This window comes from Lentzea albida, assembly GCF_900111005.1.
GTDB lineage: Bacteria > Actinomycetota > Actinomycetes > Mycobacteriales > Pseudonocardiaceae > Lentzea > Lentzea albida.
In genome coordinates this window covers 710,120-735,061 of record NZ_FOFV01000002.1, presented here as the reverse complement: position 1 = coordinate 735,061, position 24,942 = coordinate 710,120, and the positions used below count along the sequence as shown (strand labels likewise).

General features: G+C 70.8%; 21 protein-coding genes. 18 read left to right on the top strand and 3 right to left on the bottom strand.

Features of this window, described 5'->3' with window-relative positions:
* Positions 1–26: 26 nt before the first annotated feature.
* The 11 genes from BMY74_RS08820 (at position 27) to BMY74_RS08770 (ending at position 14,589) form a co-directional block, all read left to right on the top strand.
* Positions 27–1,310 (top strand): dihydroorotase, encoded by a 1,284-nt coding sequence (locus BMY74_RS08820; RefSeq protein WP_089912337.1) that lies wholly within the window; start codon positions 27–29, stop codon positions 1,308–1,310.
* The gene (locus BMY74_RS08815; protein ID WP_089912334.1) at positions 1,307–1,795 is read left to right on the top strand and encodes a PH-like domain-containing protein; all 489 of its coding nucleotides are present in this window, start codon (positions 1,307–1,309) and stop codon (positions 1,793–1,795) included. Before BMY74_RS08820 ends, BMY74_RS08815 begins: the two co-directional genes overlap by 4 nt.
* Positions 1,792–2,904 (top strand): glutamine-hydrolyzing carbamoyl-phosphate synthase small subunit, encoded by a 1,113-nt coding sequence (carA, locus tag BMY74_RS08810; RefSeq protein WP_371927726.1) that lies wholly within the window; start codon positions 1,792–1,794, stop codon positions 2,902–2,904. The genes BMY74_RS08815 and carA overlap by 4 nt, the downstream gene beginning before the upstream one ends.
* The gene (carB, locus tag BMY74_RS08805; protein WP_089912328.1) at positions 2,904–6,206 is read left to right on the top strand and encodes a carbamoyl-phosphate synthase large subunit; all 3,303 of its coding nucleotides are present in this window, start codon (positions 2,904–2,906) and stop codon (positions 6,204–6,206) included. The genes carA and carB overlap by 1 nt, the downstream gene beginning before the upstream one ends.
* Positions 6,203–7,015: an orotidine-5'-phosphate decarboxylase gene (gene pyrF / locus BMY74_RS08800; protein ID WP_089912326.1), complete on the top strand. Its 813-nt coding sequence runs from the start codon at positions 6,203–6,205 to the stop codon at positions 7,013–7,015. Before carB ends, pyrF begins: the two co-directional genes overlap by 4 nt.
* Positions 7,016–7,311: 296 nt before the next feature.
* Positions 7,312–7,629, top strand: coding sequence for an integration host factor, actinobacterial type (gene mihF, locus BMY74_RS08795; protein ID WP_030471603.1), 318 nt, complete (start codon positions 7,312–7,314; stop codon positions 7,627–7,629).
* Positions 7,626–8,222 (top strand): guanylate kinase, encoded by a 597-nt coding sequence (gmk, locus tag BMY74_RS08790; protein ID WP_089912323.1) that lies wholly within the window; start codon positions 7,626–7,628, stop codon positions 8,220–8,222. The genes mihF and gmk overlap by 4 nt, the downstream gene beginning before the upstream one ends.
* Positions 8,223–8,224: 2 nt before the next feature.
* On the top strand, positions 8,225–8,503 hold the full coding sequence (gene rpoZ, locus BMY74_RS08785) for a DNA-directed RNA polymerase subunit omega (RefSeq protein ID WP_045313812.1): 279 nt from the start codon (positions 8,225–8,227) through the stop codon (positions 8,501–8,503).
* A gap of 619 nt (positions 8,504–9,122) precedes the next feature.
* Positions 9,123–10,376, top strand: coding sequence for a bifunctional phosphopantothenoylcysteine decarboxylase/phosphopantothenate--cysteine ligase CoaBC (gene coaBC, locus BMY74_RS08780; protein WP_089912320.1), 1,254 nt, complete (start codon positions 9,123–9,125; stop codon positions 10,374–10,376).
* Between the two features lie 36 nt (positions 10,377–10,412).
* Complete coding sequence (gene metK / locus BMY74_RS08775) at positions 10,413–11,615, top strand: methionine adenosyltransferase (RefSeq protein ID WP_177229638.1); 1,203 nt, start codon at positions 10,413–10,415, stop codon at positions 11,613–11,615.
* Positions 11,616–11,700: 85 nt separating this feature from the next.
* The gene (locus BMY74_RS08770; RefSeq protein ID WP_089912317.1) at positions 11,701–14,589 is read left to right on the top strand and encodes a BTAD domain-containing putative transcriptional regulator; all 2,889 of its coding nucleotides are present in this window, start codon (positions 11,701–11,703) and stop codon (positions 14,587–14,589) included.
* On the opposite strand, the gene BMY74_RS08765 is transcribed toward BMY74_RS08770, so the two are convergent.
* The gene (locus BMY74_RS08765; RefSeq protein ID WP_089912314.1) at positions 14,576–15,064 is read right to left on the bottom strand and encodes a calcium-binding protein; all 489 of its coding nucleotides are present in this window, start codon (positions 15,062–15,064) and stop codon (positions 14,576–14,578) included. The two genes, BMY74_RS08770 and BMY74_RS08765, sit on opposite strands and share 14 nt — an antisense overlap.
* A 141-nt stretch (positions 15,065–15,205) precedes the next feature.
* Between BMY74_RS08765 and BMY74_RS08760 the strand changes: the two genes are divergently transcribed.
* The 3 genes from BMY74_RS08760 to BMY74_RS08750 are packed head-to-tail and all read left to right on the top strand — an operon-like array spanning position 15,206 to position 20,735.
* Positions 15,206–17,152 (top strand): phosphocholine-specific phospholipase C, encoded by a 1,947-nt coding sequence (locus BMY74_RS08760; protein ID WP_089912311.1) that lies wholly within the window; start codon positions 15,206–15,208, stop codon positions 17,150–17,152.
* Positions 17,153–17,162: 10 nt separating this feature from the next.
* Positions 17,163–18,365, top strand: a complete 1,203-nt coding sequence (locus BMY74_RS08755; protein WP_089912308.1) for a hypothetical protein — start codon at positions 17,163–17,165, stop codon at positions 18,363–18,365.
* Positions 18,366–18,395: 30 nt separating this feature from the next.
* Entirely contained in the window at positions 18,396–20,735 is a 2,340-nt protein-coding gene (locus tag BMY74_RS08750; protein ID WP_089912306.1) for a primosomal protein N' family DNA-binding protein, read from the top strand.
* Here the strand turns inward: BMY74_RS08750 and BMY74_RS08745 are convergent, their stop codons facing one another.
* Complete coding sequence (locus BMY74_RS08745; protein WP_089912303.1) at positions 20,736–21,203, bottom strand: hypothetical protein; 468 nt, start codon at positions 21,201–21,203, stop codon at positions 20,736–20,738. It abuts the gene before it with no gap.
* Between the two features lie 65 nt (positions 21,204–21,268).
* On the opposite strand from BMY74_RS08745, the gene ggt reads away from it, so the two are divergent.
* Together ggt and BMY74_RS08735 are read left to right on the top strand one after the other, a co-directional pair.
* Positions 21,269–23,038, top strand: a complete 1,770-nt coding sequence (gene ggt / locus BMY74_RS08740; protein ID WP_089912300.1) for a gamma-glutamyltransferase — start codon at positions 21,269–21,271, stop codon at positions 23,036–23,038.
* Positions 23,039–23,218: 180 nt separating this feature from the next.
* Complete coding sequence (locus tag BMY74_RS08735) at positions 23,219–23,428, top strand: hypothetical protein (RefSeq protein WP_143091493.1); 210 nt, start codon at positions 23,219–23,221, stop codon at positions 23,426–23,428.
* A 44-nt stretch (positions 23,429–23,472) separates the two neighbouring features.
* Here BMY74_RS08735 and BMY74_RS08730 read toward each other — a convergent pair whose 3' ends face one another.
* Positions 23,473–23,991 (bottom strand): DinB family protein, encoded by a 519-nt coding sequence (locus BMY74_RS08730; protein WP_089912295.1) that lies wholly within the window; start codon positions 23,989–23,991, stop codon positions 23,473–23,475.
* Positions 23,992–24,197: 206 nt separating this feature from the next.
* Between BMY74_RS08730 and BMY74_RS44895 the strand changes: the two genes are divergently transcribed.
* Positions 24,198–24,347 carry a hypothetical protein gene (locus BMY74_RS44895; RefSeq protein WP_177229637.1) on the top strand — a complete coding sequence of 50 codons (150 nt, stop codon included), beginning with the start codon at positions 24,198–24,200 and terminating at the stop codon, positions 24,345–24,347.
* Positions 24,348–24,393: 46 nt separating this feature from the next.
* Positions 24,394–24,942, top strand: a complete 549-nt coding sequence (def, locus tag BMY74_RS08725; protein ID WP_089912292.1) for a peptide deformylase — start codon at positions 24,394–24,396, stop codon at positions 24,940–24,942.

The following is a 24,942-nucleotide window of genomic DNA, read 5'->3' as shown; positions in this document are numbered from 1 at the left end:
CAGTGAAGCCCTTGCAGGAAGCCAAAGTGAAGAAATCCTTGTTGCTCAAGGGAGTTAGGCCCTACGGCGAGGGGGAACCGCAAGACGTCCTGATCCGTGACGGCGTCATCGCCGAGGGCACGGACGAGAACGCGGAGGTCATCGAGGGCAACGGCGCGGTCCTGCTGCCGGGCTTCGTCGACCTGCACACCCACCTGCGCGAACCCGGCCGCGAGGACACGGAGACCATCGAGACCGGCTCGAAGGCCGCCGCGCTCGGTGGCTACACCGCCGTCTTCGCCATGGCCAACACGGACCCGGTCGCCGACAACGCCGTCATCGTCGAGCACGTCGCCCGCCGCGGTCAGGAGGTCGGCCTCGTCGACGTCCACCCGGTCGGCGCCGTCACCGTCGGCCTCAAGGGCGAGAAGCTCGCCGAACTCGGCACGATGGCCAAGTCCAAGGCGAATGTCCGCGTGTTCTCCGACGACGGCCACTGCGTGCACGACCCGCTGATCATGCGCCGTGCGCTCGAGTACTCGAAGTCGCTGAACGCCGTCATCGCCCAGCACGCCGAGGAGCCGAGGCTCACCGTCGGCGCCCAGGCGCACGAGGGCGAGAACGCCTCCAGGCTCGGCCTGCAGGGCTGGCCGGCGGCCGCCGAGGAGTCGATCGTCGCCCGCGACTGCATCCTCGCGAAGCAGGTCGACGCGAAGCTGCACGTCTGCCACGTCAGCACCACCGGCACGGCGGACGTCCTGAAGTGGGCGAAGGCCCGCGGCACCAAGGTGTCCGCCGAGGTCACGCCCCACCACCTGATCCTGACCGACGACCGGCTGAGCACGTACGACCCGGTCAACAAGGTCAACCCGCCGCTGCGCACGCAGGCGGACGTGGACGCGCTGCGCCAGGCGCTGGCCGACGGCACGATCGACTGCGTCGCCACGGACCACGCCCCGCACGCGGTCCAGGACAAGGACTGCGAGTGGTCGGCGGCCCGTCCGGGCATGCTCGGCCTGCAGACCGCGCTCGGCATCGTCGTCGAGACGATGGTGAAGACCGGCCTGCTGGACTGGCGCGGTGTCGCGCGGGTGATGAGCGAGAAGCCCGCCGAGATCGCCGGGCTGACCGACCAGGGCCGCCCGATCGCCGTCGGCGAGCCCGCGAACCTCGTGCTGGTCGACCCGGACGCGTCCTGGACGGTCACCGGCGCCGAGCTCGCGAGCATCGCCGGCAACACCCCGTTCGAGGGCATGGAACTGCCCGCGGCGGTGACGGCCACCATCTTGCGTGGCCGGGTGACCGCGGTGGCGGGGAGGATTGCGGAATGACCCGGATCCTCCTGTCCCTGGCGGTCTTCGTCTTCTTCGCCCTGTGCGTCTACGGCATGTGGCACGGCTGGAAGCGCCGCCAGCGCGCGCAGGCCGGCCTGCCCGCCTTCCCGTCGACACCGGAGAAGCTCGGCGCGCCGCGCCTGGAGACCACGGGCGTCTACATCGGAACGACGAACGCGGGCAACTGGCAGGACCGCGTCCAGGTCGGCGACATCGGCCACCGCGCCGAGGCCACGCTGAGCCTGGTGCCGGAGGGCATCGCGATCGAGCGGACCGGCGCCTCGCCGTTGTTCATCCCCGCCGGCTCCATCCGGGACGCGCGCACGGACCGAGGCCTCGCCGGGAAGGTCATGTTCAGCGAAGAAGGCTTGTTGGTGGTGCAGTGGGAAAACGATGGCCACCTGTTCGACACTGGCTTTCGCGGTGACGACAAGGACGTTTACGACGAATGGGTAGCAGCTCTCGTGGGAGGCAAGGCGTGACGAACGCGGCATTGGTGCTGGAAGACGGACGTGTCTTCCGCGGTGAGGCGTACGGAGCGACCGGCGTCTCGCTCGGCGAGGTCGTGTTCTCCACGGCCATGACCGGGTACCAGGAGACCCTGACCGACCCGTCCTACCACCGCCAGATCGTGGTGCAGACCGCGCCGCAGATCGGCAACACCGGCTGGAACGACGAGGACGACGAGTCGTCCAAGATCTGGGTGGCGGGCTACGTCGTCCGCGACCCCGCGCGCACGCCGTCGAACTGGCGCTCCAAGCGGGGCCTCGACGAGGAGCTCGCGAACCAGGGCGTCGTCGGCATCGCGGGTCTCGACACCCGCACCCTGACCCGCCACATCCGCGAGCAGGGCGCGATGCGCGCCGGTGTGTTCTCCGGCTCCGACCTCACCGACGACGCGTCGATGGTCGAGCAGGTCAAGGCGTCGGCGCAGATGGTCGGCGCGAACCTCGCGGTCGACGTCACGACGGACAAGCCGTACGTCGTCGAGGCCATCGGCGAGAAGAAGTTCACCGTCGCGGCGCTCGACCTGGGCATCAAGTCGAACACCCCGCGGATGATGGCGGCACGGGGCATCGAGGTGCACGTCCTGCCGCTGACCAGCACGTTCGAGGACATCCTGAAGGTCAGCCCGGATGGCCTGTTCCTGTCGAACGGCCCGGGCGACCCGGCCACGCAGGACCACGCCATCGCCCTGACGCGCGAGGCTCTCGGCCGCAAGCTGCCGTTGTTCGGCATCTGCTTCGGCAACCAGATCCTGGGCCGCGCAGTCGGCCGCGGGACGTACAAGATGCGCTACGGCCACCGCGGCATCAACATCCCGGTCATCGACGTGACGACCGGCAAGGTCGCCATCACCTCGCAGAACCACGGGTTCGCGCTCGAGGGCACGCCGGGCGAGGAGTTCTCCTCCGAGTTCGGCCGCGCCGTGCTGTCGCACTACTGCCCCAACGACGGCACCGTCGAGGGCGTCCGGCTGCTCGACGCGCCGGCGTTCTCCGTGCAGTACCACCCCGAGGCCGCGGCCGGACCGCACGACGCCGCGCCCCTGTTCGACGACTTCGTGACCATGATGAATGAGGCCCGCTGATGCCGAAGAGGACTGATCTCAAGCACATCCTGGTCATCGGCTCCGGCCCGATCGTCATCGGTCAGGCGTGCGAGTTCGACTACTCCGGCACCCAGGCGTGCCGGGTGCTGCGGGAGGAGGGCATCAGGGTCAGCCTGGTGAACTCCAACCCCGCGACGATCATGACCGACCCCGAGTTCGCCGACGCCACCTACATCGAGCCGATCACGGCCGAGTTCGTGGAGAAGGTCATCGCGCAGGAGCGCCCGGACGCGATCCTGGCGACCCTGGGCGGCCAGACGGCGCTCAACACGGCCATCGCGCTGCACGAGCGCGGCGTGCTGGAGAAGTACGACGTCGAGCTGATCGGCGCGAACGTCGACGCCATCCAGCGCGGTGAGGACCGGCAGATCTTCAAGGACCTGGTCCGCGGGATCGGCTCGGACGTCCCGCGTTCCGCGGTGTGCAGGACGATGGACGAGGTGCGGTCCACCGTCGCCGAGCTGGGTCTGCCCGTCGTCATCCGGCCGTCGTTCACCATGGGCGGCCTGGGTTCCGGCATGGCGCACACCCCGGAGGAGCTGGAGCGCCTCGCGGCCATCGGCCTGGAGGAGTCCCCGGTCACCGAGGTGCTGATCGAGGAGAGCGTGCTCGGGTGGAAGGAGTACGAGCTCGAGCTGATGCGCGACCGCAACGACAACGTCGTCGTCATCTGCTCGATCGAGAACATCGACCCGATGGGCGTGCACACCGGTGACTCGGTCACGGTCGCGCCCGCGATGACGCTGACCGACCGCGAGTACCAGCACATGCGCGACGTCGGCATCCAGGTCATCCGCGAGGTCGGCGTCGACACCGGTGGCTGCAACATCCAGTTCGCGATCCACCCGGACAACGGCCGCATGGTCGTCATCGAGATGAACCCGCGCGTGTCGCGGTCGTCGGCTCTTGCTTCGAAGGCAACGGGTTTCCCGATCGCCAAGATCGCCGCGAAGCTCGCCATCGGCTACACGCTCGACGAGATCACCAACGACATCACGGGGGAGACCCCGGCGTCGTTCGAGCCGACGCTCGACTACGTCGTCGTGAAGGCGCCGCGGTTCGCCTTCGAGAAGTTCCCCGGCGCCGACCCCACGCTGACGACCACGATGAAGTCGGTCGGCGAGGCCATGTCGATCGGCCGGAACTTCGTGGAGGCGCTGGGCAAGGCGCTGCGTTCGCTGGAAACGAAATCGGTCGGTTTCTGGACCCAGCCGGACCCGGAGGGCACTACTCTGGAGTCCGTCCTGGAGCAGTTGAAGCGCGGCCACGACGGTCGCATCTACACGGTCGAGCGTGCTCTTCGACTCGGTGCGTCCATTGAGGACGTGTACGAGGCGTCGAAGATCGACCGGTGGTTCATCGAGCAGATCGCCTGGCTCGGCACGTTGCGCACGGAGCTCCTGGAGGCTCCCGTGCTCGACGAGTCGTTGCTGCGCAAGGCGAAGCGCGCCGGGTTGTCCGACCGGCAGATCTCCGTGCTGCGGCCGGAGCTCGCGGGTGAGGACGGCGTGCGCACGCTGCGGCACCGCCTGGGCGTGCGTCCGGTCTACAAGACGGTCGACACGTGCGCGGCGGAGTTCAAGTCCGAGACGCCGTACCACTACTCCGCGTACGAGCTCGACCCGAACGCCGAGACGGAGGTCGCGGAGCAGCGGGAGAAGCCGAAGGTGCTGATCCTGGGCTCCGGCCCGAACCGCATCGGCCAGGGCATCGAGTTCGACTACTCGTGCGTGCACGCGGCCATGGCGCTGCGGCAGGCCGGGTACGAGACCGTCATGGTCAACTGCAACCCGGAGACGGTGTCGACCGACTACGACACCTCCGACCGCCTGTACTTCGAGCCGCTGACGTTCGAGGACGTGCTGGAGGTCGTGCACTCCGAGCAGCGCTCCGGCGAGGTCGCCGGCGTGATCGTGCAGTTGGGCGGCCAGACGCCGCTGGGCCTCGCGAAGCGCCTGTCCGACGCCGGCGTGCCGGTCGTGGGCACGACGCCTGAGGCGATCCACCTCGCCGAGGACCGCGGCCAGTTCGGCAAGGTGCTGACCGAGGCCGGGCTGCCGGCGCCGAAGTTCGGCACGGCCACGTCGTTCGACGAGGCGAAGGAGATCGCGGACGAGATCGGCTACCCGGTCCTCGTGCGCCCCTCCTACGTGCTCGGCGGGCGCGGCATGGAGATCGTGTACGACGAGGAGTCGCTGTCGGGCTACATCGCCCGCGCGACCGAGGTGACGCCCGAGCACCCGGTGCTGGTCGACCGGTTCCTCGACGACGCCATCGAGATCGACGTCGACGCGCTGTGCGACGGCGACGAGGTGTTCATCGGCGGCGTCATGGAGCACATCGAGGAAGCCGGCGTGCACTCCGGTGACTCGTCCTGCGCGCTGCCGCCGATCACGCTCGGCGCGTCGGACATCGAGAACGTCCGCCGCTCGACCGAGGCCATCGCGCGCGGCATCGGCGTGAAGGGGCTCCTGAACGTCCAGTACGCGCTCAAGGACGACGTTCTGTACGTCCTGGAGGCAAACCCGCGTGCGTCGCGCACGGTGCCGTTCGTGTCCAAGGCGACGGCCGTGTCGATGGCCAAGGCCGCGTCGCGCGTGATGCTCGGCGCCACGATCGCGGAGCTGCGCGAGGAGGGCGTCCTGCCGGCCACCGGTGACGGTGCCCGGCTGCCCGAGCACGCGCCGGTCGCGGTCAAGGAGGCGGTCATGCAGTTCCACCGCTTCCGCACGCCCGAGGGCCACGGCGTGGATTCGTTGCTGGGTCCGGAGATGAAGTCCACCGGCGAGGTCATGGGCATCGACTCGTCGTTCGGCAAGGCGTTCGCCAAGTCGCAGACGGCCTCGTACGGCTCGCTGCCCACCAAGGGCAAGGTGTTCGTGTCGTTCGCGAACCGCGACAAGCGCGCGATGATCTTCCCGGTCAAGCGCCTCGCGGACCTCGGGTTCCAGATCCTCGCGACCGCCGGCACCGCGGAGGTGTTGAAGCGCAACGGGATCGCGTGCACCGAGGTGCGCAAGCACTTCGAGGGCGAGGGCAACGTCGTCGACATGATCCTGAACGGCGAGATCGACATGATCTTCAACACGCCGTACGGCAACAGCGGTCCCCGTGTGGACGGTTACGAGATCCGCACCGCCGCCGTCGCCAAGGACATCCCGTGCGTCACCACGATCCAGGGCGCTGCCGCGGCCGTGCACGGCATCGAGGCGCTCATCCGGGGCGACATCGGGGTCCAGCCGCTGCAGGCCCTCCAGGCCGCGCTGCGGGGTGACGCGTGACGTTCGGCGAGAAGCTCGCGAAAGCCGTCGAGGCGCACGGTCCGCTGTGCGTCGGGATCGACCCGCACCCGAGCCTGCTGGAGGCGTGGGGGCTCTCCCCGACCGCGGAGGGCCTCGAGAGGTTCGCCCTGACGGCCGTGGAGGCGTTCGGCGGCCAGGTGGCGATGGTGAAGCCGCAGGCGGCGTTCTTCGAGGCCCACGGGTCGCGTGGTGTCGCCGTGCTGGAGCGGGTGATCGCGGAGCTGCGCGACTCGGGCACGCTCGTGCTCGTGGACGCCAAGCGCGGCGACATCGGCTCGACCATGGCCGCCTACGCGCAGGCGTACCTGGGCGACGGCTCGCCGCTGGCCGGTGACGCCGTGACGGTGTCGCCGTACCTCGGCTTCGGATCGCTGCAGCCCGCGCTCGACACGGCGCGGGCGACCGGCCGGGGCGTGTTCGTGCTCGCCCTCACCTCGAACCCGGAGGGTGCCCAGGTCCAGCGGGCCGTTGCTCCGGACGGGCGAACCACGGCTCAGACGATCATCGATTTCGCCTCCGCTCGGAATTCAGGCATTTCCCCGTGCGGCGATGTCGGTCTCGTCGTGGGTGCCACGATCGGGGAAACGGATGTAGACCTCTCGGGGTTCAACGGACCGATCCTGGCGCCCGGTTTCGGCGCTCAGGGCGGCTCCACGGCTGATCTAAAACGGCTCTTCGGCCCCGACATGCGCAACGTCTTTCCGACTTCTTCACGAGATGTTCTCAAGCACGGGCCGGACGTGTCTTCGCTGGTCAGCGCCGTGCGGAGGGTCCAGGAGAGCCTCTGAGGAGGGGCGCGCCACAACTTTTGGGGTGTGGCGCGCTCACCTGGGGAAACATGTGTTGGTAGGGTCCACGCCACCGGCTGCCCCGCTGGTCACCGGCCTCATAGCACACGTAACGTGTGGGATGAGTCGCCGGAGGGCGGTGATCAGGCCGCCGGAGGGTGTTGGTACTACTACCACCCGCCGCATCACTCATGACCGCTGAAGATTTACCTGACTGGGTCACGTTGTCCCCAGGCAATTGCGGTCGGTACGGTCGCGGCACCGATCCGAAAAGAATCCACACCACGGAGGAAATCGTGGCTCTTCCCCAGCTTACCGAGGAGCAGCGAGCCGCAGCGCTGGAGAAGGCTGCTGCCGCTCGTCGCGCTCGGGCTGAGCTCAAGGAGCGCCTCAAGCGCGGCGGCACGACCCTGACGGACGTGCTCAAGGCCGCCGAGAGCGACGAGGTCCTGGGCAAGATGAAGGTGTCCGCGCTGCTCGAGGCCCTCCCGGGCGTCGGCAAGGTTCGCGCGCAGCAGATCATGGAGCGCCTCGAGATCGCTCCCAGCCGTCGCCTGCGCGGTCTCGGTGACCGCCAGCGCAAGGCCCTGCTCTCCGAGTTCAGCGGAGAGTGATTGGCACCGAGGCGGGGGCGGGCTCTGCCCGTCCCCGCCTCACCGTCTTGTCCGGGCCGTCCGGCGTTGGCAAGTCCAGCGTCCTGGCGGAGCTGCGCAGGCAGCAACCCGATGTGTACTTCTCCGTCTCGGCGACCACCAGGAAGCCGAGGCCGGGCGAGGTCGACGGGGTGCACTACCACTTCGTGGACCACGTGAAGTTCCAGCAGATGGTGGACGCGGGCGAGTTCCTCGAACACGCCGACTTCGCCGGAAACCGCTACGGAACCCCCCGCAGGCCCGTCGAGGAAGCGCTGGCCTCAGGCCGCCCCGCCCTGCTCGAGATCGAACTGCAGGGCGCGCGGCAGGTCCGCGTGGCCATGCCGGAAGCCCAGCTGGTCATGCTGGCGCCCCCGTCCTGGGAGCACCTGGTCGACCGGCTGACCGGCAGGGGCACCGAACACCCGGACGTCGTCGCACGCCGGCTCGAGATCGCCCGCGAGGAGCTGGCGGCCGAGAAGGAGTTCGACGAGGTCGTCGTGAACGCCGACGTGCAGTCGGCCGCGGCCGACTTGCTATCCTTGATGGTCGGACCACGAATTTCAGGAGTCTGAAAGTGATCACCCACACCGAGCTCGGTCATCTGACCGGTTCCCCGGAGGGCATCACCAACCCGCCGATCGACGACCTGCTTGAGCAGGTGAGCTCGAAGTACGCGTTGGTGATCTACGCCGCGAAGCGTGCCCGCCAGATCAACGACTACTACGCGCAGCTCGGCGAGGGCCTGCTCGAGTACGTCGGCCCGCTCGTCGAGCCGGGCCCGCGTGAGAAGCCCCTCTCGATCGCGCTCCGCGAGATCCACGCGGGTCTCCTGGAGCACACCGAGGGCGAGTGACGTTCGAAGACGCTGGGTGAAGTGTGCCTGCGGAAAGCGCAGGCCACGGCGCCTCCGAAGTGTCTTGTGGGGGCCCAGCCCCCACACCCCGGCCGGAGGGCTTCGCCCCCGGACCCCCAGTGGGTCCTCCGAGTGAGGCACGGGTCTCTGACCTGCGGCTCACGGCCGGCACCTCGGCCGAAGGCCTACGGTCCCCGAGCTCGAACCGGGGCTCGCGGCCTTGGGTCGCGGCCCGCCGTTCGCCGGGACTCGAACCCAAGGCTCAACCGGGCCGCACTTCGGCTCCGCGGCCTGCAGCTCGGTTCGGACCGGCGGCCCACAGCTTCACCGTGGCCCGGGCTCCGGCCCAACCGACGGTCCGCAGCACCGCAGCCCCACCGAGGGCCGCACCCAGGCTCGATCTGCGGCCCGTAGCTTCACCGCACCACCGGTCGCACCTCGGATCGGCCAGCGGCCGCAGCGCCACCCGCAGCACCACCGCACCACCGAGGCCGCACCCCGGTCCGACCCGCGGCCCGCAGCTCCACCGCACCACCGGGGACCCCGGTCCCCGGACCCCAGCGGGGTTCCTCCTCGCGGAGGCGTGACCCTGGCCGGTCGTTCCTCTCGAGGAGAGTCCTTGAACCCCGCCGCATCCGACGCCGATGCCCCCGCCAAGCCCAAGATCGTCCTGGGCGTCGGTGGGGGCATCGCCGCGTACAAGGCCTGTGAGGTCCTGCGCCGCCTGACCGAGTCCGGTCACTCGGTGCGGGTCATCCCCACCGAGGGCGCGCTCAAGTTCGTCGGCGCCGCCACCTTCGAGGCGCTGTCCGGCCAGGTCGTGTCCGCCGACCCGTTCGACGACGTGCACGAGGTGCCGCACGTCAAGCTCGGGCAGAACGCGGACCTGGTCGTGGTGGCCCCGGCGACGGCGAACCTGATCGCGAAGGCCGCCCACGGCCTCGCCGACGACCTGCTGACGAACACGCTGCTGACCGCGCGCTGCCCGGTCCTGCTGGTGCCCGCCATGCACACCGAGATGTGGGAGCACCCGGCCACCCAGCACAACGTGCAACTGCTGCGCAGTCGCGGTGTCACCGTCGCCGAGCCGGCGTCCGGCCGGCTGACCGGCAAGGACACCGGCAAGGGCCGCCTCCCGGACCCGGCCGAGATCGTCGAGCTGGCGCGGCTCCTGCTCGTGCAGCCGGACGCGCTGCGGCGGACCCTCGAAGGTGTGCACGTCGCGATCTCCGCGGGCGGCACGCGCGAACCGCTCGACCCGGTCCGGTTCATCGGCAACCGGTCGTCCGGCAAGCAGGGTTACGCACTCGCGCGGGTGGCCGCCCAGCGCGGTGCGCGTGTGACTTTGGTAGCGGGAAACACGGCGGATCTCGCCACTCCGGCGGGTGTGGACCTCGTGAAGGTCGGCTCGGCGGTGGAGCTGCGCGACGCCATGCACAAGGTCGCGGCGGACGCGGACGTGGTCGTGATGGCCGCCGCGGTGGCCGACTTCCGGCCGCTGTCGCTCACCGGTCACAAGATCAAGAAGACCGACGGCGACCCCGACCCGATCGCGCTCACCAAGAACCCCGACATCCTCGTGGAGCTCGTTTCCGCACGTCGCAGTGGCCAGCTGATCGTCGGGTTCGCCGCGGAGACCGGGGACGAGACGACGTCGGTGCTCGACTACGGTCGGGCGAAGCTGCGGCGCAAGGGGTGCGACCTCCTCGTGCTCAACGCGGTCGGTGACGGCAAGGCGTTCGAGCAGGAGGACAACGCCGGCTGGCTGCTGTCCCCGGACGGCGCCGAGACGCCTATACCGCACGGCCCGAAAACTCAAGTGGCGTCCGCTGTGTGGGACGCGGTTACCGCTCGCTTGACTCGGCCTCAGTAGTATTTCCTCAGTCCAACCCGCAACGAAGGAGTGTCCGTGAGCCAGCACAGCAGCAGGCTGTTCACGAGTGAGTCGGTGACCGAGGGACACCCGGACAAGATCTGTGACGCGATCAGCGACTCGATCCTGGACGCGTTGCTCGCCAAGGACCCGCGCTCCCGTGTCGCCGTGGAGACGCTGGTGACCACGGGTCAGGTCCACGTCGCGGGTGAGGTCACGACCGAGGCCTACGCCGACATCCCCACGATCGTCCGCGAGAAGATCCTGGAGATCGGGTACGACTCGTCCGCCAAGGGCTTCGACGGCCACTCGTGCGGCGTGAACGTGGCGATCGGCGCGCAGTCCCCGGACATCGCGCAGGGTGTCGACACGGCGTTCGAGAACCGCGTCGAGGGCGCGGACGACGAGATCGACAAGCAGGGCGCCGGCGACCAGGGCCTGATGTTCGGCTACGCGTGCACCGACACGCCTGAGCTCATGCCGCTGCCGATCGCGCTGGCCCACCGCCTGTCGCGCCGCCTGACCGCGGTCCGCAAGGACGGCACCGTGCCGTACCTGCGCCCGGACGGCAAGACCCAGGTCACCATCGAGTACGCGGGCGACCAGCCCGTGCGCCTCGACACGGTCGTCATCTCCACGCAGCACGCCGACGGCATCGACCTCGAGAAGCTCCTCGGCGTCGACCTCCGCGAGCACGTCGTGGCGCCCGAGATCAACGAGCTCGGCCTCGACACCACCAACGTCCGCCTGCTGACGAACCCGACCGGCCGCTTCGTCATCGGCGGCCCGATGGGCGACGCGGGCCTGACCGGCCGCAAGATCATCGTCGACACCTACGGCGGCATGGCCCGCCACGGTGGCGGCGCGTTCTCCGGCAAGGACCCGTCGAAGGTCGACCGCTCGGCCGCGTACGCCATGCGCTGGGTCGCGAAGAACACCGTCGCGGCGGGCCTCGCCACCCGCGTCGAGGTCCAGGTCGCCTACGCCATCGGCAAGGCAGCCCCCGTCGGCCTCTTCGTCGAGACCTTCGGCACCGAGACCGTCGACCCGCAGAAGATCCAGCAGGCCATTACCGAGGTGTTCGACCTCCGGCCCGCCGCGATCATCCGCGACCTCGACCTGCTCCGCCCGATCTACGGCCCGACGGCCGCGTACGGCCACTTCGGCCGCACCGACGTCGACCTGCCGTGGGAGTCGACGGACCGCGCGGAGGCCCTGCGCAACGCCGCCGGCGCCTGATCCAGGACGCACCACCGGCCCGTTTCCCTTCCGGGGAGGCGGGCCGTTGCGCGTATTTCGGGCCGTGCGGAGCTCTCCGCTCTGCGTGGGGGACAACACGACAGGCCTGCGCGCGGTGCCGCGCCCGCTCGACGTCGAGCTGCCGCGCCTGCGTCTCGTCGACCGCCTCCGCGCGCGGTGGTGCCGCCCGATCACCCTCGTCACGGCCGGAGCGGGCTTCGGCAAGACCACCGCACTGGCCCAGGCGGTCCGCGCGAACCTGCTCGAACCGCAGGGCGTCGACGCCTGGGTGACGTGCGGCCCCGGCCACGAGGACGCCGCCCGGCTGGCCGCGGCGATCCTGGACGCCCTCGGCGCACGCCCCGGTCCCGAGCCCGGTGCGCGGGAGGTTCTGCTGGCGTTGCGAAGCACGGCACCGCTCGACGTCTGCCTGCTGCTCGACGACGTGCACGAGATCCCGGACGGGTCGCCGGGCGCACACCTGCTCGAAGCCGTCGTGCGCGCTCTGCCGGACACCGCGCACCTCGTGCTGTCGGGTCGCACCACGCCCGCTCTTCCGTTGGCGCGCAGGCAGGCGGCCGGGGAGGTGGCCGTGGTCGCGACGGCCGACCTCGCCTTCACCGGTGCCGAGACCGCCGCGCTGGCGAGGAGCTTCGGTCGCGAACCCGCCGGGGACCTCCACGGCTGGCCCGCGCTCGTCAGGCTGTCCCTCACGGCCGGACGTGCCGCCTCGTGGCGTTACGCCGCCGAGGAGGTGCTGAGTCGCCTGCCACAACCGCTGCACGGCGCGTTGGCGGCGTTGGTGGCTCTCGGGACAGCGACCGCCGAGGAGATCAGTGCGGTGGCCGCGACCAACGCCGAGATGGAACACCTCGCACGTGAGGTGCCGTTGGTCGACATGCTCGACGACGGCAGGTACCGAGCCCACGACCTGTGGACGAGCCTCGTGCCCACCGATCACCTGCGGGACAGGGCCGTCGAGGTGCTGGTTGCGCGGGGAGACCTCGCCGCGGCCGGGAGGGTGGCGTGCGAGGCGCGGGACTGGCCCCTCCTGGCGCGCCTGGCGGTCGAACTGGTGCGCACGACGCTGTCGGTGCTGCCGAGCGCGACGGCACGGCGGTGGCTCGACGCGGTGCCCGCCGGACACCGCCGAGATCCGGCGTTCCTGTTGCTCAGGGCCGCGGTCGTGCACGCCGACGACTTCACCGACCCGTCCCTCGACGACCTGGTCGACCAGGCCTGCGCGGCCCTGCTCGATGCCGGTGACCACGACGGCGCCGCCGTGGCGCTCGGCCAGGCCGTGATCACCGCGCACTCCAGGGGAGATCTGGTCAGGCTGGCGCGGGTCGCCCAGCGGGCGCAGGGGCTCGAGGCCACCACCCCGGTCCTCAAGGTGCTCAGGCACAGCGCCGCCGCGGTGGTGGCCGAGCTGGCCGGTGATCCGGAGACGGCGCTGACCCACCTCGCCCAGGCGCCGACGACCGAGGTGCCGAAAGCGTTCGCCGTGTCCACGACGAGGTTCCACGTCCACTGCCTGGCGATGTGCGGACGCGGGCAGGAGGCCGCCGAGCTGGCCGAACGCATGCTGGACGACGACCTGGCCCGCCGCCACGCCGCCGCGGCGCGCTGGTTCGACGGCCAGGCCGTCGAGTTCCTCGGTGACGATGCCGACAGCACGGCACGTGGCGAGTTCGTGGCGCGTGCACTGCACACGGTCATCGCCGCGTCGTTCGGTGAGATCACGGCCGAACTCCCCGCCGAGCAGGACAACCCCCGGGACGCGGTGCTGGCGTGCGCGTCGCACGCGGCGGTCGCCGTCACGCGCGGCGAGGAGGACCTGGCCCGTGACCTCTACCAGCGGCACCTGGTCCGGTGGCCGTTGGAGGTCGAGGTCGCCGAACGGCACCTGCGGCGGTTCCTCACGCTCGGCTACGTGCTCAACGAGGAGCTGCGGAAGCGTTGGGACGACACGGACCTCGGTCCGTCGCACCGCAGGGCTCGGGCGGCCGGACGCGCGTTCCTCCAGGCACGGCAAGGAGATCTCCGCGCCGACCTCGACGAGGAACACGCACTCTGCTTCCTGCCGTTGCCGTGGTCGGTGGAACTGGCCGCCCGGCTCGCGGCGGTGGGGAGGACGAAGCTGGGCACCTGGCTCGCCGATCGCGTCGGACCGGCGGTGCACCGCCAGTTCCGCGCGCTCACGCGTGATCCGGAGCTGGCCGTGGGCGCCACCAGACTGCTCGCCACCGTGCCCTCGCCGCCGGACCACCCGATCGGCATCGAGGTGATCGGGCCGATGCGGGTGACCAGGAACGGCCTCGTCACCGAGGCGCCCGAACTGCGCCGCGTCCGCGTCCGGCAGCTGCTGGGACTGCTGGTGCTGCGGCCCGTCGTCACCCGCGACCAGGCGGTGGACCTGCTGTGGCCCGGCCTGGACCCCGCCGGGGCCGCCCGGAACCTGCGGGTGACGATGACCCACCTCCGCCGGCTGCTGGAACCGGGCCGCGCCGGCGGCGAGGCCAGCTACTGCCTGCGCAGCGACGGCGACAGCATCAGGCTGGTCCGCGGCGGGCTGCTGACCGCGGACCTGTGGGCGTTCGAGGAGGCCGGTGACGACCTGGACGCGGCGGTGGCGCTGTGGCGGGGTGATCCGCTGCCGGACCTGGCGGAGGTGTGCGAGCCGGAGATCGCCCGGATCAGGCAGCGGTACGTGCGCACCCTGCTGGCACTGGGCGAACTCCGGCTCGTCACGGGAGATCCGGCGGAGGCACATCACCTCGCCGACCGCGCGCTGGAGCTAGAACCGTTCGAACCGCGCGGGCACCGGCTGGCACTCGCGGCCGCGTTGCGCGCACGGAATCCACAAAGGACGTTGGAGACCCGTGCGCGCGTGCTGGACTCGTTGCGGCAGCTCGGGGTCAGGCCCGATCCCGCCACCGAGATCCTGCTGCGGCAGACGGTCACACGCAGCTGACCGGGTTCTCCGTGGACGGCGGGCAGTAGTCGAACCCGGCCTCGCCGTCGCCGTCGTCGTCCGGCCCGAGGTCGCCGGACAGCAGGTCCATCCCGTCGCCGCCGAACAGGTCGTCGTTGCCGGGCTCGCCGTAGACGGTGTCGTGGTCGCCGCCGCCCTGGACGTAGTCCTGGCCCCAGCCGGCGCAGATCAGGTCGTTGCCCTGGCCGCCGTAGATCACGTCGTCGGCGCCGAGGCCGATGATGACGTCCGCGCCGGTGAGCCCGTAGATGACGTCCGGCCCGTTGCTGCCGACGATCACGTCCGGTCCCGCGGTGCCGAAGATGACACCGGAGTCGATGATCGTGGGCACGGCGTCGTAGCAGGCCGCCTGCCCAGGTCTGTTCTGGAACTCCGGCGGCACCTCATCGGCTGACGCGACACCTGCGGTGCACAGGCCGATGGCGAGCGCTGCAGCAGCGATGCGCAGTCTCATGGTTGCTTCCCCTCTTCCGTGTCTTGCCAACGGGCAGAAGAGTCGCAACCGGGCGTTGCCCGAACGCTAACCGCAGACCGGCGGACGTTGTTCATACGAGAGTCGGTTCCTGGCCATGTGCTGCGACTACAAACTGGGATCATGTCGCTCTCTCGTCGTGGGTTCATGGCTGCCGTCGCCGCAGCCGGTGCGGGCACGCTGCTGCCGCCGTCGGTGTACGCCGCGTTGGCCCGTGAGCCCCGTGCGGGAGGCTTGCGCGCGATCAAGCACGTCGTGCTGTTGATGCAGGAGAACCGTTCATTCGACCACTACTACGGCACACTCCGTGGCGTGCGTGGGTTCTCCGACCGCAACGCGTTGAAGGGTGTGTTCGACCAGTCGGGCGTGCTGCCGTTCCCGGTACGTGAGGCGGCGTCGGGGCGCGACATCCAGTACATCGGTGACCTGGACCACAGCTGGAACGGCGGGCACGCGGCGTTGCGCGGCGGGTGGAACGACAACTGGGTGCCGGCGAAGACCGCCGCGACGATGGCGTTCTACACGCGGCAGGACATCCCGTTCCACCACGAGCTCGCGGACACCTTCACGCTGTGCGACGCCTACCACTGCTCGGTGCCGTCCTCGACGTCACCGAACCGGAACTACTGGGTCTCCGGCTACACCGGTTTCGAACCCTCCGGCGGCCGTGCGACCGGCAACGCCGCCTACAGCGAGGACACCCACGCCGGCTACACGTGGAAGACGTACCCGGAACGCCTCGAGGCGGCGGGGAAGTCGTGGCGGGTCTACCAGGAGTGGGACAACTTCCAGGACAACAACCTGGAGTTCTTCCTGCGGTTCAAGGAGATCGCGCGCAAGGTGCTGCCGGCGGGGTTCAAGTCGCTCGACAAGCTGTACGGCACCGGCGACCCGGCGTTGATCGGCTCGCTCGACCTCTCGAAGCTCACCGCCGCTGAGAAGTCGCTGTACTCGCGAGGACTGCACCGCGTGAAGCCCGGCGGGCTGGGGGAGGAGTTCCGCGCGGACGTCACCGCGGGGCGGTTGCCGGCCGTGTCGTACCTGGTTCCGTCCTCTGTGGACTCCGAACACCCCGGCGCGTCGTCGCCCGCCGCGTCCGCCTCGATCACCTACCAGGTGCTGGACGCGCTGGCGTCGAACCAGGAGGTGTGGGAGTCGACGGTCCTGTTCATCACCTACGACGAGAACGACGGCTTCTTCGACCACGTGCCGCCGCCGCGCCCGCCGTTGTCCGTGACCGACGAGTACGTGGGCGACCGGCCGTTGGGGCTCGGCGCGCGCGTACCGATGACCGTCGTCTCGCCGTGGTCCGTCGGCGGTTACGTGAACTCGCAGGTGTTCGACCACACGTCGATGACGCGGTTCCTCGAGACGTGGACGGGCGTCCGTTCGGAGGAGATCTCCGCGTGGCGCCGGATCGTGGCCGGTGACCTGACGTCGACGTTCGACTTCGAGCGGCGCCGGACGTGGCCCGAGGTCGGCGAGCCCGCCGCGGTGCCGCCCGCGACGCCGCGCTGGCGTCCCGCGCCCCCGTCCGAGCAGAAGATGCCGGAGCAGGAGCCCGGACGGCGGCGTGCGCGCCCCCTTCCGTACCAGCCGGACGCGTCGCTGCGCGGCTCGACGTTGGAGATGTCGAACTCCGGATCGGCGTCCGTGCACTTCGCGCTGTACCCGTACTCGGGCCAGTTCGCGCTGCCGCAGCACTTCGACGTCTCCTCGTCGGAGTCCGTCGAGATCGCGGGTGACCACGACCTCGTGTTGCTGGGCCCCAACGGTTTCCGCCGTGAGTTCGCCGGGACGTCCTCCGACCGTGCGCGCGTCTCGTCGTCGGTGCGCGGATACAGCCGTGTGCTGACGTTGACGTTCGAGAACAGCGGATCGACGCGTCTGACGTTCGTGCTGGAGCGGCGTCGTTACGTCGTGAGGCCAGGACATCGGCACGTGATCCCGTGGCTGACCGTCATGAACTCCGGCTGGTACGACCTCACTGTCACGGTGGAGGAGGAGCCGAAGTTCCGCCGCCGTCTGTGCGGTCACATCGAGAACGGCCGCGAGTCGATCTCAGGCTAACGTCTGCCCCGTGGAGATCACGGGGGATGAGATCCGGAAGCGGATGGTCGACCACGAGTCGCTGGACCCCAGCGGCCTGGTGCTGACCGGCGCGACGATCACGGGTCAGCTCGACCTGTCCGACGTCGTCGCGAAGAAGCCTTTGGTGCTGCGCGACTGCACCACCGCACGACCGGTGCTGCTGAGCAGGGCGCAGTTCTCGCTGCTGGACCTGCGGGGACTCGTCGCGCCGTCCGTCGAGGCCCGCGGTCTGGCCGTGGACCACCACCTGCGGCTGAGCGGCGCACGGCTCGGCGCGGGTGAGTCGGTCGACGCGCTGCACATGCGCATCGGCGGCAGCGTCTACCTGGACGAGGGCTTCCACGCCGAGGGAGCCGTGACGCTGAGCGGGTCGCGGATCGCCGGCGTGCTGATGTGCGGCGGTGGGCGCTTCGAGGCCGGCCTGACCCTCGTCGACCTGCAGGTCGGCGACGGCATCTTCCTGAACGAGGGCTGCGACGTCTCCGGCGGCGGCAGGCACGCGGCGGTGCGCCTGCGCGGCACCCGGATCGACGGGCAGATCATCCTCCGCCAGGGCCGCTTCTCGTCCGGCGTCGCGCTCGACCTGCGCCACGTGCGCGTGGGCAAGGACCTGCTCATGCCGTTCGCGGGCATCGACGGCGACGTGCAGCTCGAAGGCCTCACCTACGAGGGCCTGCCGCGGGACGCCACTGTGGACGAATGGCTGTCGTTGCTCTCGACGCGCACGCTCCGCTATTCCGCCCAGCCGTGGGCCCAGCTCGCCCAGGCGCACCAGGCCGCGGGCCACGAGCGCGACGTGCGGCGCATCCGCGTTGCCCAGCAACGTGATCTGCGCCGCCGCGGCCAGCTCTCCCGCTGGGGACGCGTCTGGCACCTGGTCCGCGGCGTGACCGTGGGCCACGGCTACCGCCCGGGACTCGCCCTCGTGTGGCTGGCCGGCGTGCTCACCGTGTCGGTGGGGCTCGTGCTGACCTCCGGCGCCGTCCGGTGTTCGGTCGTGGAGCAGGTCGGCTACGCCCTCAACGTGGCGACGCCGCTGGTGAAGGTCGACGCCGCCCGCTGCACCGTCGACACGGCCGCGCCCACCGGCCAGTTCGTCCTGGGCGCGACGTGGCTGCTGCAGATCCTGGCCTGGGCGTTCGCGACCCTGTTCGTGGCGGGCTTCACCGGTTTGGTGAGGCGCAACGCGTGACTGTCGGGGCTGTCTGATACACCAGGAGGCATGAGCGCGAAGACCGGAGCGAGAAAAGGGGAGCGGGTCCCCGCGGAGTCGCTACCGGTCGCCCGGATCGTGGTCGACGTCCCCCTGGCCCACCTGGACCGCCCCTTCGACTACGCGGTTCCGTCCGAACTGGACGACACCGCCGTCCCGGGCTGCCGCGTGCGCGTGCGCTTCGCGGGCCAGCTGGTCGACGGCTACCTCCTGGAGCGCACCGAGAAGTCGGAGTACGGCAAGAAACTCGCCTTCATCGAGAAGGTCGTCTCCCCGGAACCGGTGCTGGCACCGGAGATCGCCGCCCTGGCCCGCGCGATCGCCGACAGGTACGCGGGCGGCATGATCGACGTGCTGCGCCTGGCCATCCCACCCCGCCACGCGCGGGCGGAGGCGGCGGCGTCCCCGGAACCACCCCCGCTCCCGCAACTCCCGGCGTGGGTGGCGAAAACGGCCGACCTCGAGGTCGCTGCCGAGCCCACTTCGACCTCCGCCCCCGCCCTGGCCGCGGACTCGGCCTCGACCTCCGAGGCGGCCGCCGACGACGGCACCGAGCCGGCCCCTGACGGCGCCGAGCCTGCTCCCGCCTCCGGAGCCGTCCCTGCCACCCCTCACCCCGCGACCCCGCCATCCACTCCCCACGACGCCGCCCCCATCACCCTGGCTTCCGCCACTCCGGGCCTCGCCGCCACTCCGGACCTCGCAGCCGCCGACGTTCCTGCCGCTGACGTTCCTGCCGCCGACCCGGCCCCCCTTCCCGCGCCTCCCCGCTCACAACTGCCCCCCGTCCCCGCCGACGCCTGGTCCCGCTACCCCCGCGGCCCCAAGTACCTCGAAGCCCTCCGCGAGGGCCGCCCCGCCCACGCCGTCTGGCAGGCCCTGCCCTCCGAGGACTGGCCCGCCCGCCTGGCCGAGGCCGCCGCCGCGGTCGCGTCGTCCGGGCGCGGCGTCGCCATCGTGGTGCCCGACCACCGCGACCTGGCCCGCGTCGCCGAGGCGTGCGGCAGGCTCATCGAAGGCGTGGTGACCCTGTCGGCCGATCTCGGGCCGTCGGAGCGCTACAAGCGCTGGCTGGCCGTGCGGCGGGGGGTGGCGCGGGTGGTGGTCGGCACGCGCGCCACGGCGTTCGCGCCCGTCCGGGACCCCGGGCTCCTCGTCGTGTGGGACGACGGGGACGACCTGCACGTCGAGCAGCGGTCGCCGTATCCGAACGTGCGTGACGTGTTGGTGCAACGCGCGCACATGACGGGTGCCGCGTTGCTCATCGGTGGGTTCGCGCGCACGGCCGAGGCGCAGCTGCTGGTCGAGACCGGGTGGGCGCACGAGATCGTCGCGTCGCGGGAGACGCTGAGGTCCGTGGCGCCGCGGGTGGTGTCGGTGGGCGACAACGAGTGGCAGGACGTCAAGGACCCGGCCGCGCGCACCGCCCGGTTGCCGTCCATCGCGTTCGACGCCGCCCGGTTCGCCCTCGCCGACTCGCCGGTGCTCATCCAGGTGCCGCGGCGCGGGTACGTGCCGTCGCTCGCGTGTGGTCAGTGCCGCGGGCCCGCGCGGTGCCGCCGGTGTGCGGGGCCGCTGGCGTTGCCGGGTGGGACCGAGGACGGGCTGCCGAAGCCCGCGTACTGCCGGTGGTGCGCCGCCACGGAGGCCGGGTTCCGGTGTCCCACGTGCGGGTCGCGCAAGCTGCGCGGGCAGATCATCGGGGCGCGGCGCACGGCCGAGGAGCTCGGGCGGGCGTTTCCCGGGTATCCGGTGCGGACCAGCGGCGCGGACGAGGTGCTGACGAAGGTGCCGGGCAAGCCCGCGCTCGTGGTCGCCACGCCGGGCGCCGAACCCGTGGCCGAGGGCGGCTACGGGGCGGTGCTGCTGCTCGACGGGTGGGCGTTGCTGGGGCGCGCCGACCTGCGGGCCTCCGAGGAGGCGCTGCGGCGGTGGATGACGGCCGCGGGGCTGGTGCGGCCGGGCAACGGGCGCGTGGTCGTGATCGCGGACTCCGGCCTGACGCCGGTGCAGGCGCTCGTCCGCTGGGACCCGGTGTGGCACGCCGCCACCGAACTCGCCGCGCGCACCGAGCTCGGGTTCCCGCCGGCGGTCAGGATGGCGACCGTCGACGGCACCCCGGACGCGGTGAACGCCATGCTCGACGAGCTCCGGCTGCCGCCCACCGGCGAGATCCTCGGGCCGGTGCCGCTGGGCGACGACGAGACGAAGGAACGCGCCCTGGTGCGGGTCGCGCGCGCCGAAGGCCGTCAGCTGGCCGCCGTGCTGGCCGAGGCGCAGGCCGTGCGGACGGCGCGCAAGGAGCAGGAGCTGGTGCGGATCAAGCTCGACCCGCTGGAGGTCCTGTAGTCAGTTCTCGAAGTGGGAGCGCAGGCCCGCGACGTTCTCGCGGATGTCCTCGTCGGTGAGTTTCTCGTACTCGAGGTACTCGCTCATGTAGGTCATGAGCTCGTTGCGCTCGGGGTGCTCCTCGTTCGCGATGACGTGCGCCGTCGTGCCCGCGATGCCCGCCGGGAACAACAGGAAGCCGTCGAGGCCCGCCATGGTGTCGAAGGAGGCGTTCTTGGCCTCCCACAGCGTCCAGACGTCGTCCTCGCGCCCGCACTCGGCGAGCAACAGGGCGGCGAGCACCAACGCCTCGCGCACGCCCCAGCCCTCCTGGTGCGCGGCGGTCTCCTCGGCGAGGAGGTGGCGTAGCAGGTCGGCGTCGCCCTCGCGGCGTTCGCGCAGCAGCAGGTGCAGCGCCTCCTCACGGTCGGCCTCGTCGAGCGGGGTGTTCGTGAAATCGGTTCGCAACTGGTCAAGATCGATCGACACGTCCGCACCTTAGGCCTTCCTCAAGGGGTGTTGCCATCCGGTCACAACGGAGTAGAAGTTTCCGCATGTTGCGAACGGTCGCTGCGTTGACACTCTCCGTCGTGATGGTCGCTCCTGCTCCGGCAGGCGCGGCGGAACCACCGCCCCGCGTCCCCGAACAGGTGGGCTGGGGAGGCGCCGTCTCGAGCGTCGACCCCGACGCGTCCCAGATCGGCATCGACGTGCTCCGCCGCGGTGGCAACGCCGTCGACGCCGCCGTCGCCACCGCCGCCGCGCTCGGCGTGACCGACCCGTTCAGCGCGGGCATCGGCGGCGGCGGGTTCTTCGTCCACTACGACGCCCGCACCGGTCGCGTGTCCACTTTGGACGGCCGGGAGACCGCGCCGCGTTCCGCGACCGACCAGCTCTTCGTGGAGAACGGCCAGCCGATCCCGTTCGCCGAGGCCATGACCAGCGGCAAGTCCGTCGGCGTCCCCGGCACGCCCAGGACGTGGCAGCAGGCGTTGCGCAAGTGGGGCACGCTCAACCTGCGCGAGGCCATGGCGCCCGCGGAAGCGTTGGCGCGGCGCGGTTTCGTCGTCGACCAGACTTTCAACACGCAGATCACGAACAACGCCGCCCGCTTCGCCGACTTCACCTCGACCCGCGACCTCTACCTGCCCGGCGGCCAGCCGCCCGCGGTCGGCAGCACGTTCCGCAACCCGCAGCTCGCCGACACCTACCGCGAGCTCGCCCGCACCGAGCTCGCGTCGCTCTACGGCGGCGCGGTCGGCCGCGACCTCGTCGACGCGGTCCGCAAGCCCCCGGTCGTGCCCGGCTCCACCCGCAACGTCCGCTCCGGCGACCTGCAGCTGTCCGACCTCACCCGCTACCAGGTCGAACGCCGCGACCCGACGCACACCCGCTACCGCGGTCTCGACGTCTACGGCATGGCGGCGCCGTCGTCCGGCGGCACGACCGTCGGCGAGGCGCTCAACATCCTCGAGTCGACCGACCTCTCGAAGGCCTCCGACGTCGAGTACCTGCACCGCTTCATCGAGTCGACCAAGCTCGCCTTCGCCGACCGCCTGCGCTGGGTCGGCGACCCGGCCTTCTCCCGCGTGCCGACCGAGGGGCTGCTCTCGCAGAAGTTCGCCGACAGCCGCGCGTGCCTGATCAAGCCCGACGCCGTGCTGCCCGCCCCACAGCCCGCCGCCGACCCGCGCGACCCGAAGGCCTGCGAGGCCACCGCCGGGACCTCGGCGCAGCGCGAGGACGCCGAACGCACCACGCACCTGACCACCGCCGACCGCTGGGGCAACGTCGTCGCCTACACCCTCACCATCGAGGCGGAGGGCGGCAGCGGCATCGTCGTGCCGAACCGGGGCTTCCTGCTCAACAACGAGCTCACCGACTTCGAGTTCGTCGCCCCGAACCCGGCCGTCCCGCACCCGAACCTCCCCGGCCCCGGCAAGCGCCCGCGCTCGTCCATGGCCCCGACGATCGTCCTCGACCACGGCAAGGTCGTGCTCGCCGTCGGATCACCGGGCGGCGCCACCATCCTCACCACGGTCACCCAGATCCTCACCGGGCGCCTGGACCGCAAGCTGTCCCTGCTCGACGCCGTGGCGGCCCCGCGCGCCTCGCAGCGCAACGCCGCCACCACCCCGGCCGAAGCGGCGTTCATCGCCGCCTCGACCACCGCGGGCCTGCAGGCCATCGGGCACAGGTTCAGCCAGAACGCCGAGATCGGCGCCGCCACGGCCGTCGAACGCACCAAGGACGGCCGCTGGCGCGCGGTCGCCGAGCCGACGCGCCGCGGAGGTGGTGCGGCCCGCGTGGTGAAGGTCGGCTGAGCCACCGACTCCGAAAGCGGGAAAAGGACGGGCGCCCGGCGGCCCGTCCTTTTCCATTCCGCCGCCGTTTCGGTCCGAGATGGAATTCGGGCCGAATGCCGCGCTCTCGCCTGAACGAACTCGTAACGAAGCGCGACACCGGCTCGATCCCCACTGCGGGCGGCGCAGTCGGCTCGTGAAGTGAGGCTCGAAATGGCGTGGAACATGCTCGAGATGACGGACGGCAGCAAGTACCGCGTTCTCGTCGATTTCCCCGAGCTCGTCCGGCAGGTCGACGACGCCCTGAAGGCGGGCGGCCTGATCACCCTTCCGATGGGGATCGAGAAGCCCGGGAACCCGGTCACCCTCAACCCCCGGCACATCGTCCGCGTGATCGACGGCATGCACTGAGCACCCGGTCCGGGAGCGGCGACGTCCGGCGACCCCGCGGGCGGCTAGTTGTTCGTGCGGCCGTCGATGCGTTCGCGGAGGAGGTCGGCGTGCCCGTTGTGCTGCGCGTACTCCTCGATCAGGTGGACGTACAGCCAGCGCACCGACATCTCGCCCCACCGCGCGTGCACGAAGGTGTCGTCGAGGTCCCGCGTGGCGGCCGCCACGCGGGCCTGCGCCATCTCGGCGACGAGGTCCGCGTACTCGGTCTCGGCGCGGGCCGGGTCCAGGTCCTCGAAGGCGCCGTCCTGGGTGCCCGGCGCGCTGTACCGCGGCTTGACGTCCTGACCCGCCAGGCGGACGCGGAACCACATCCGCTCGACGTCGGCGAGGTGGCGGATCAGGCCCAGCAGGGTGAGGTTCGACGGTGGCGCGGACGCCTCGGCGAGCTGCTCGCCGGTGAGCCCCGCGCAGTTCTGGAGGAAGGTGGCCCGGTGGCGGTCGAGCCACGCTTCCAGCATCGGGCGTTCCGGCCCGAGGAACGGTTCATCGGTGATGTCGACTTCGGGTGCCGTCCAGGTCATGGACCCATGATCACTCGAACCCGCCTCCGGTACCTCACGCGGCCGGGTGTGCGCCGCGCCTCCCGGATCGGTCGCATCAGCCTCATGACCTGGAGGTGTCCGCCTTCCGGCCGAGTGGAGCACCCGATCTTCCTACCTCGGGCTGATGACGTCTCGATACCGCGAGACGATGTGCGCTGACCTGCGCGAACGGCACAGTGGACGCCATGACGACGACTACCGCCTCCAGCGCCCCGGTTGCCCACTTCGACCTCCACGCGCTGCTGCGTCCCGTGCTGACCGCGCTGCGCTTCACCGGCCACTTCGTCGTGGCGCTGGTGGGCGTGATCTTCCTCGGCAGCGCGTCCGAGCACTGACCGCGCTCCTCGTAGACTGGCTCCCAGTCCACACGAGGAGCACTGCGTGACCGTCCAACCCATCCGCCTGTTCGGCGACCCCGTGCTGCGCACCGCGGCCACCGAGGTCGTCGACTTCGACAAGGAACTGCGCACCCTGGTCAAGGACCTGTGGGACACGATGCAGAACGCGGGCGGAGCGGGCCTCGCCGCGCCCCAGCTCGGTGTCGGACTGCGGGTGTTCACCTACCACTGCGACGGTTTCGCCGGCCACCTCGTCAACCCGACGTGGGACGTCGTCGGCGAGGAGATGCAGGACGGCTCCGAGGGCTGCCTCTCCATCCCCGGCATGTCGTGGGACTGCAAGCGCCACCTGCACGTCGTGGCCAAGGGCTGGAACATGCACGGTGAGCCCGTCGAGGTCGAGGGCACCGAGACGCTGGCCCGCTGCATCCAGCACGAGTCGGACCACCTCGACGGCGTGATGTTCCTCGACCGCCTCGACGCCGAGACCCGCAAGAAGGCCATGCGGGAAATCCGGCAGGCCGAGTGGTTCGACGGTACGGTCCCCACCTTGAAGCAGAGCCCGCACCCACTCTTCGGCAGGTCCAGCTGA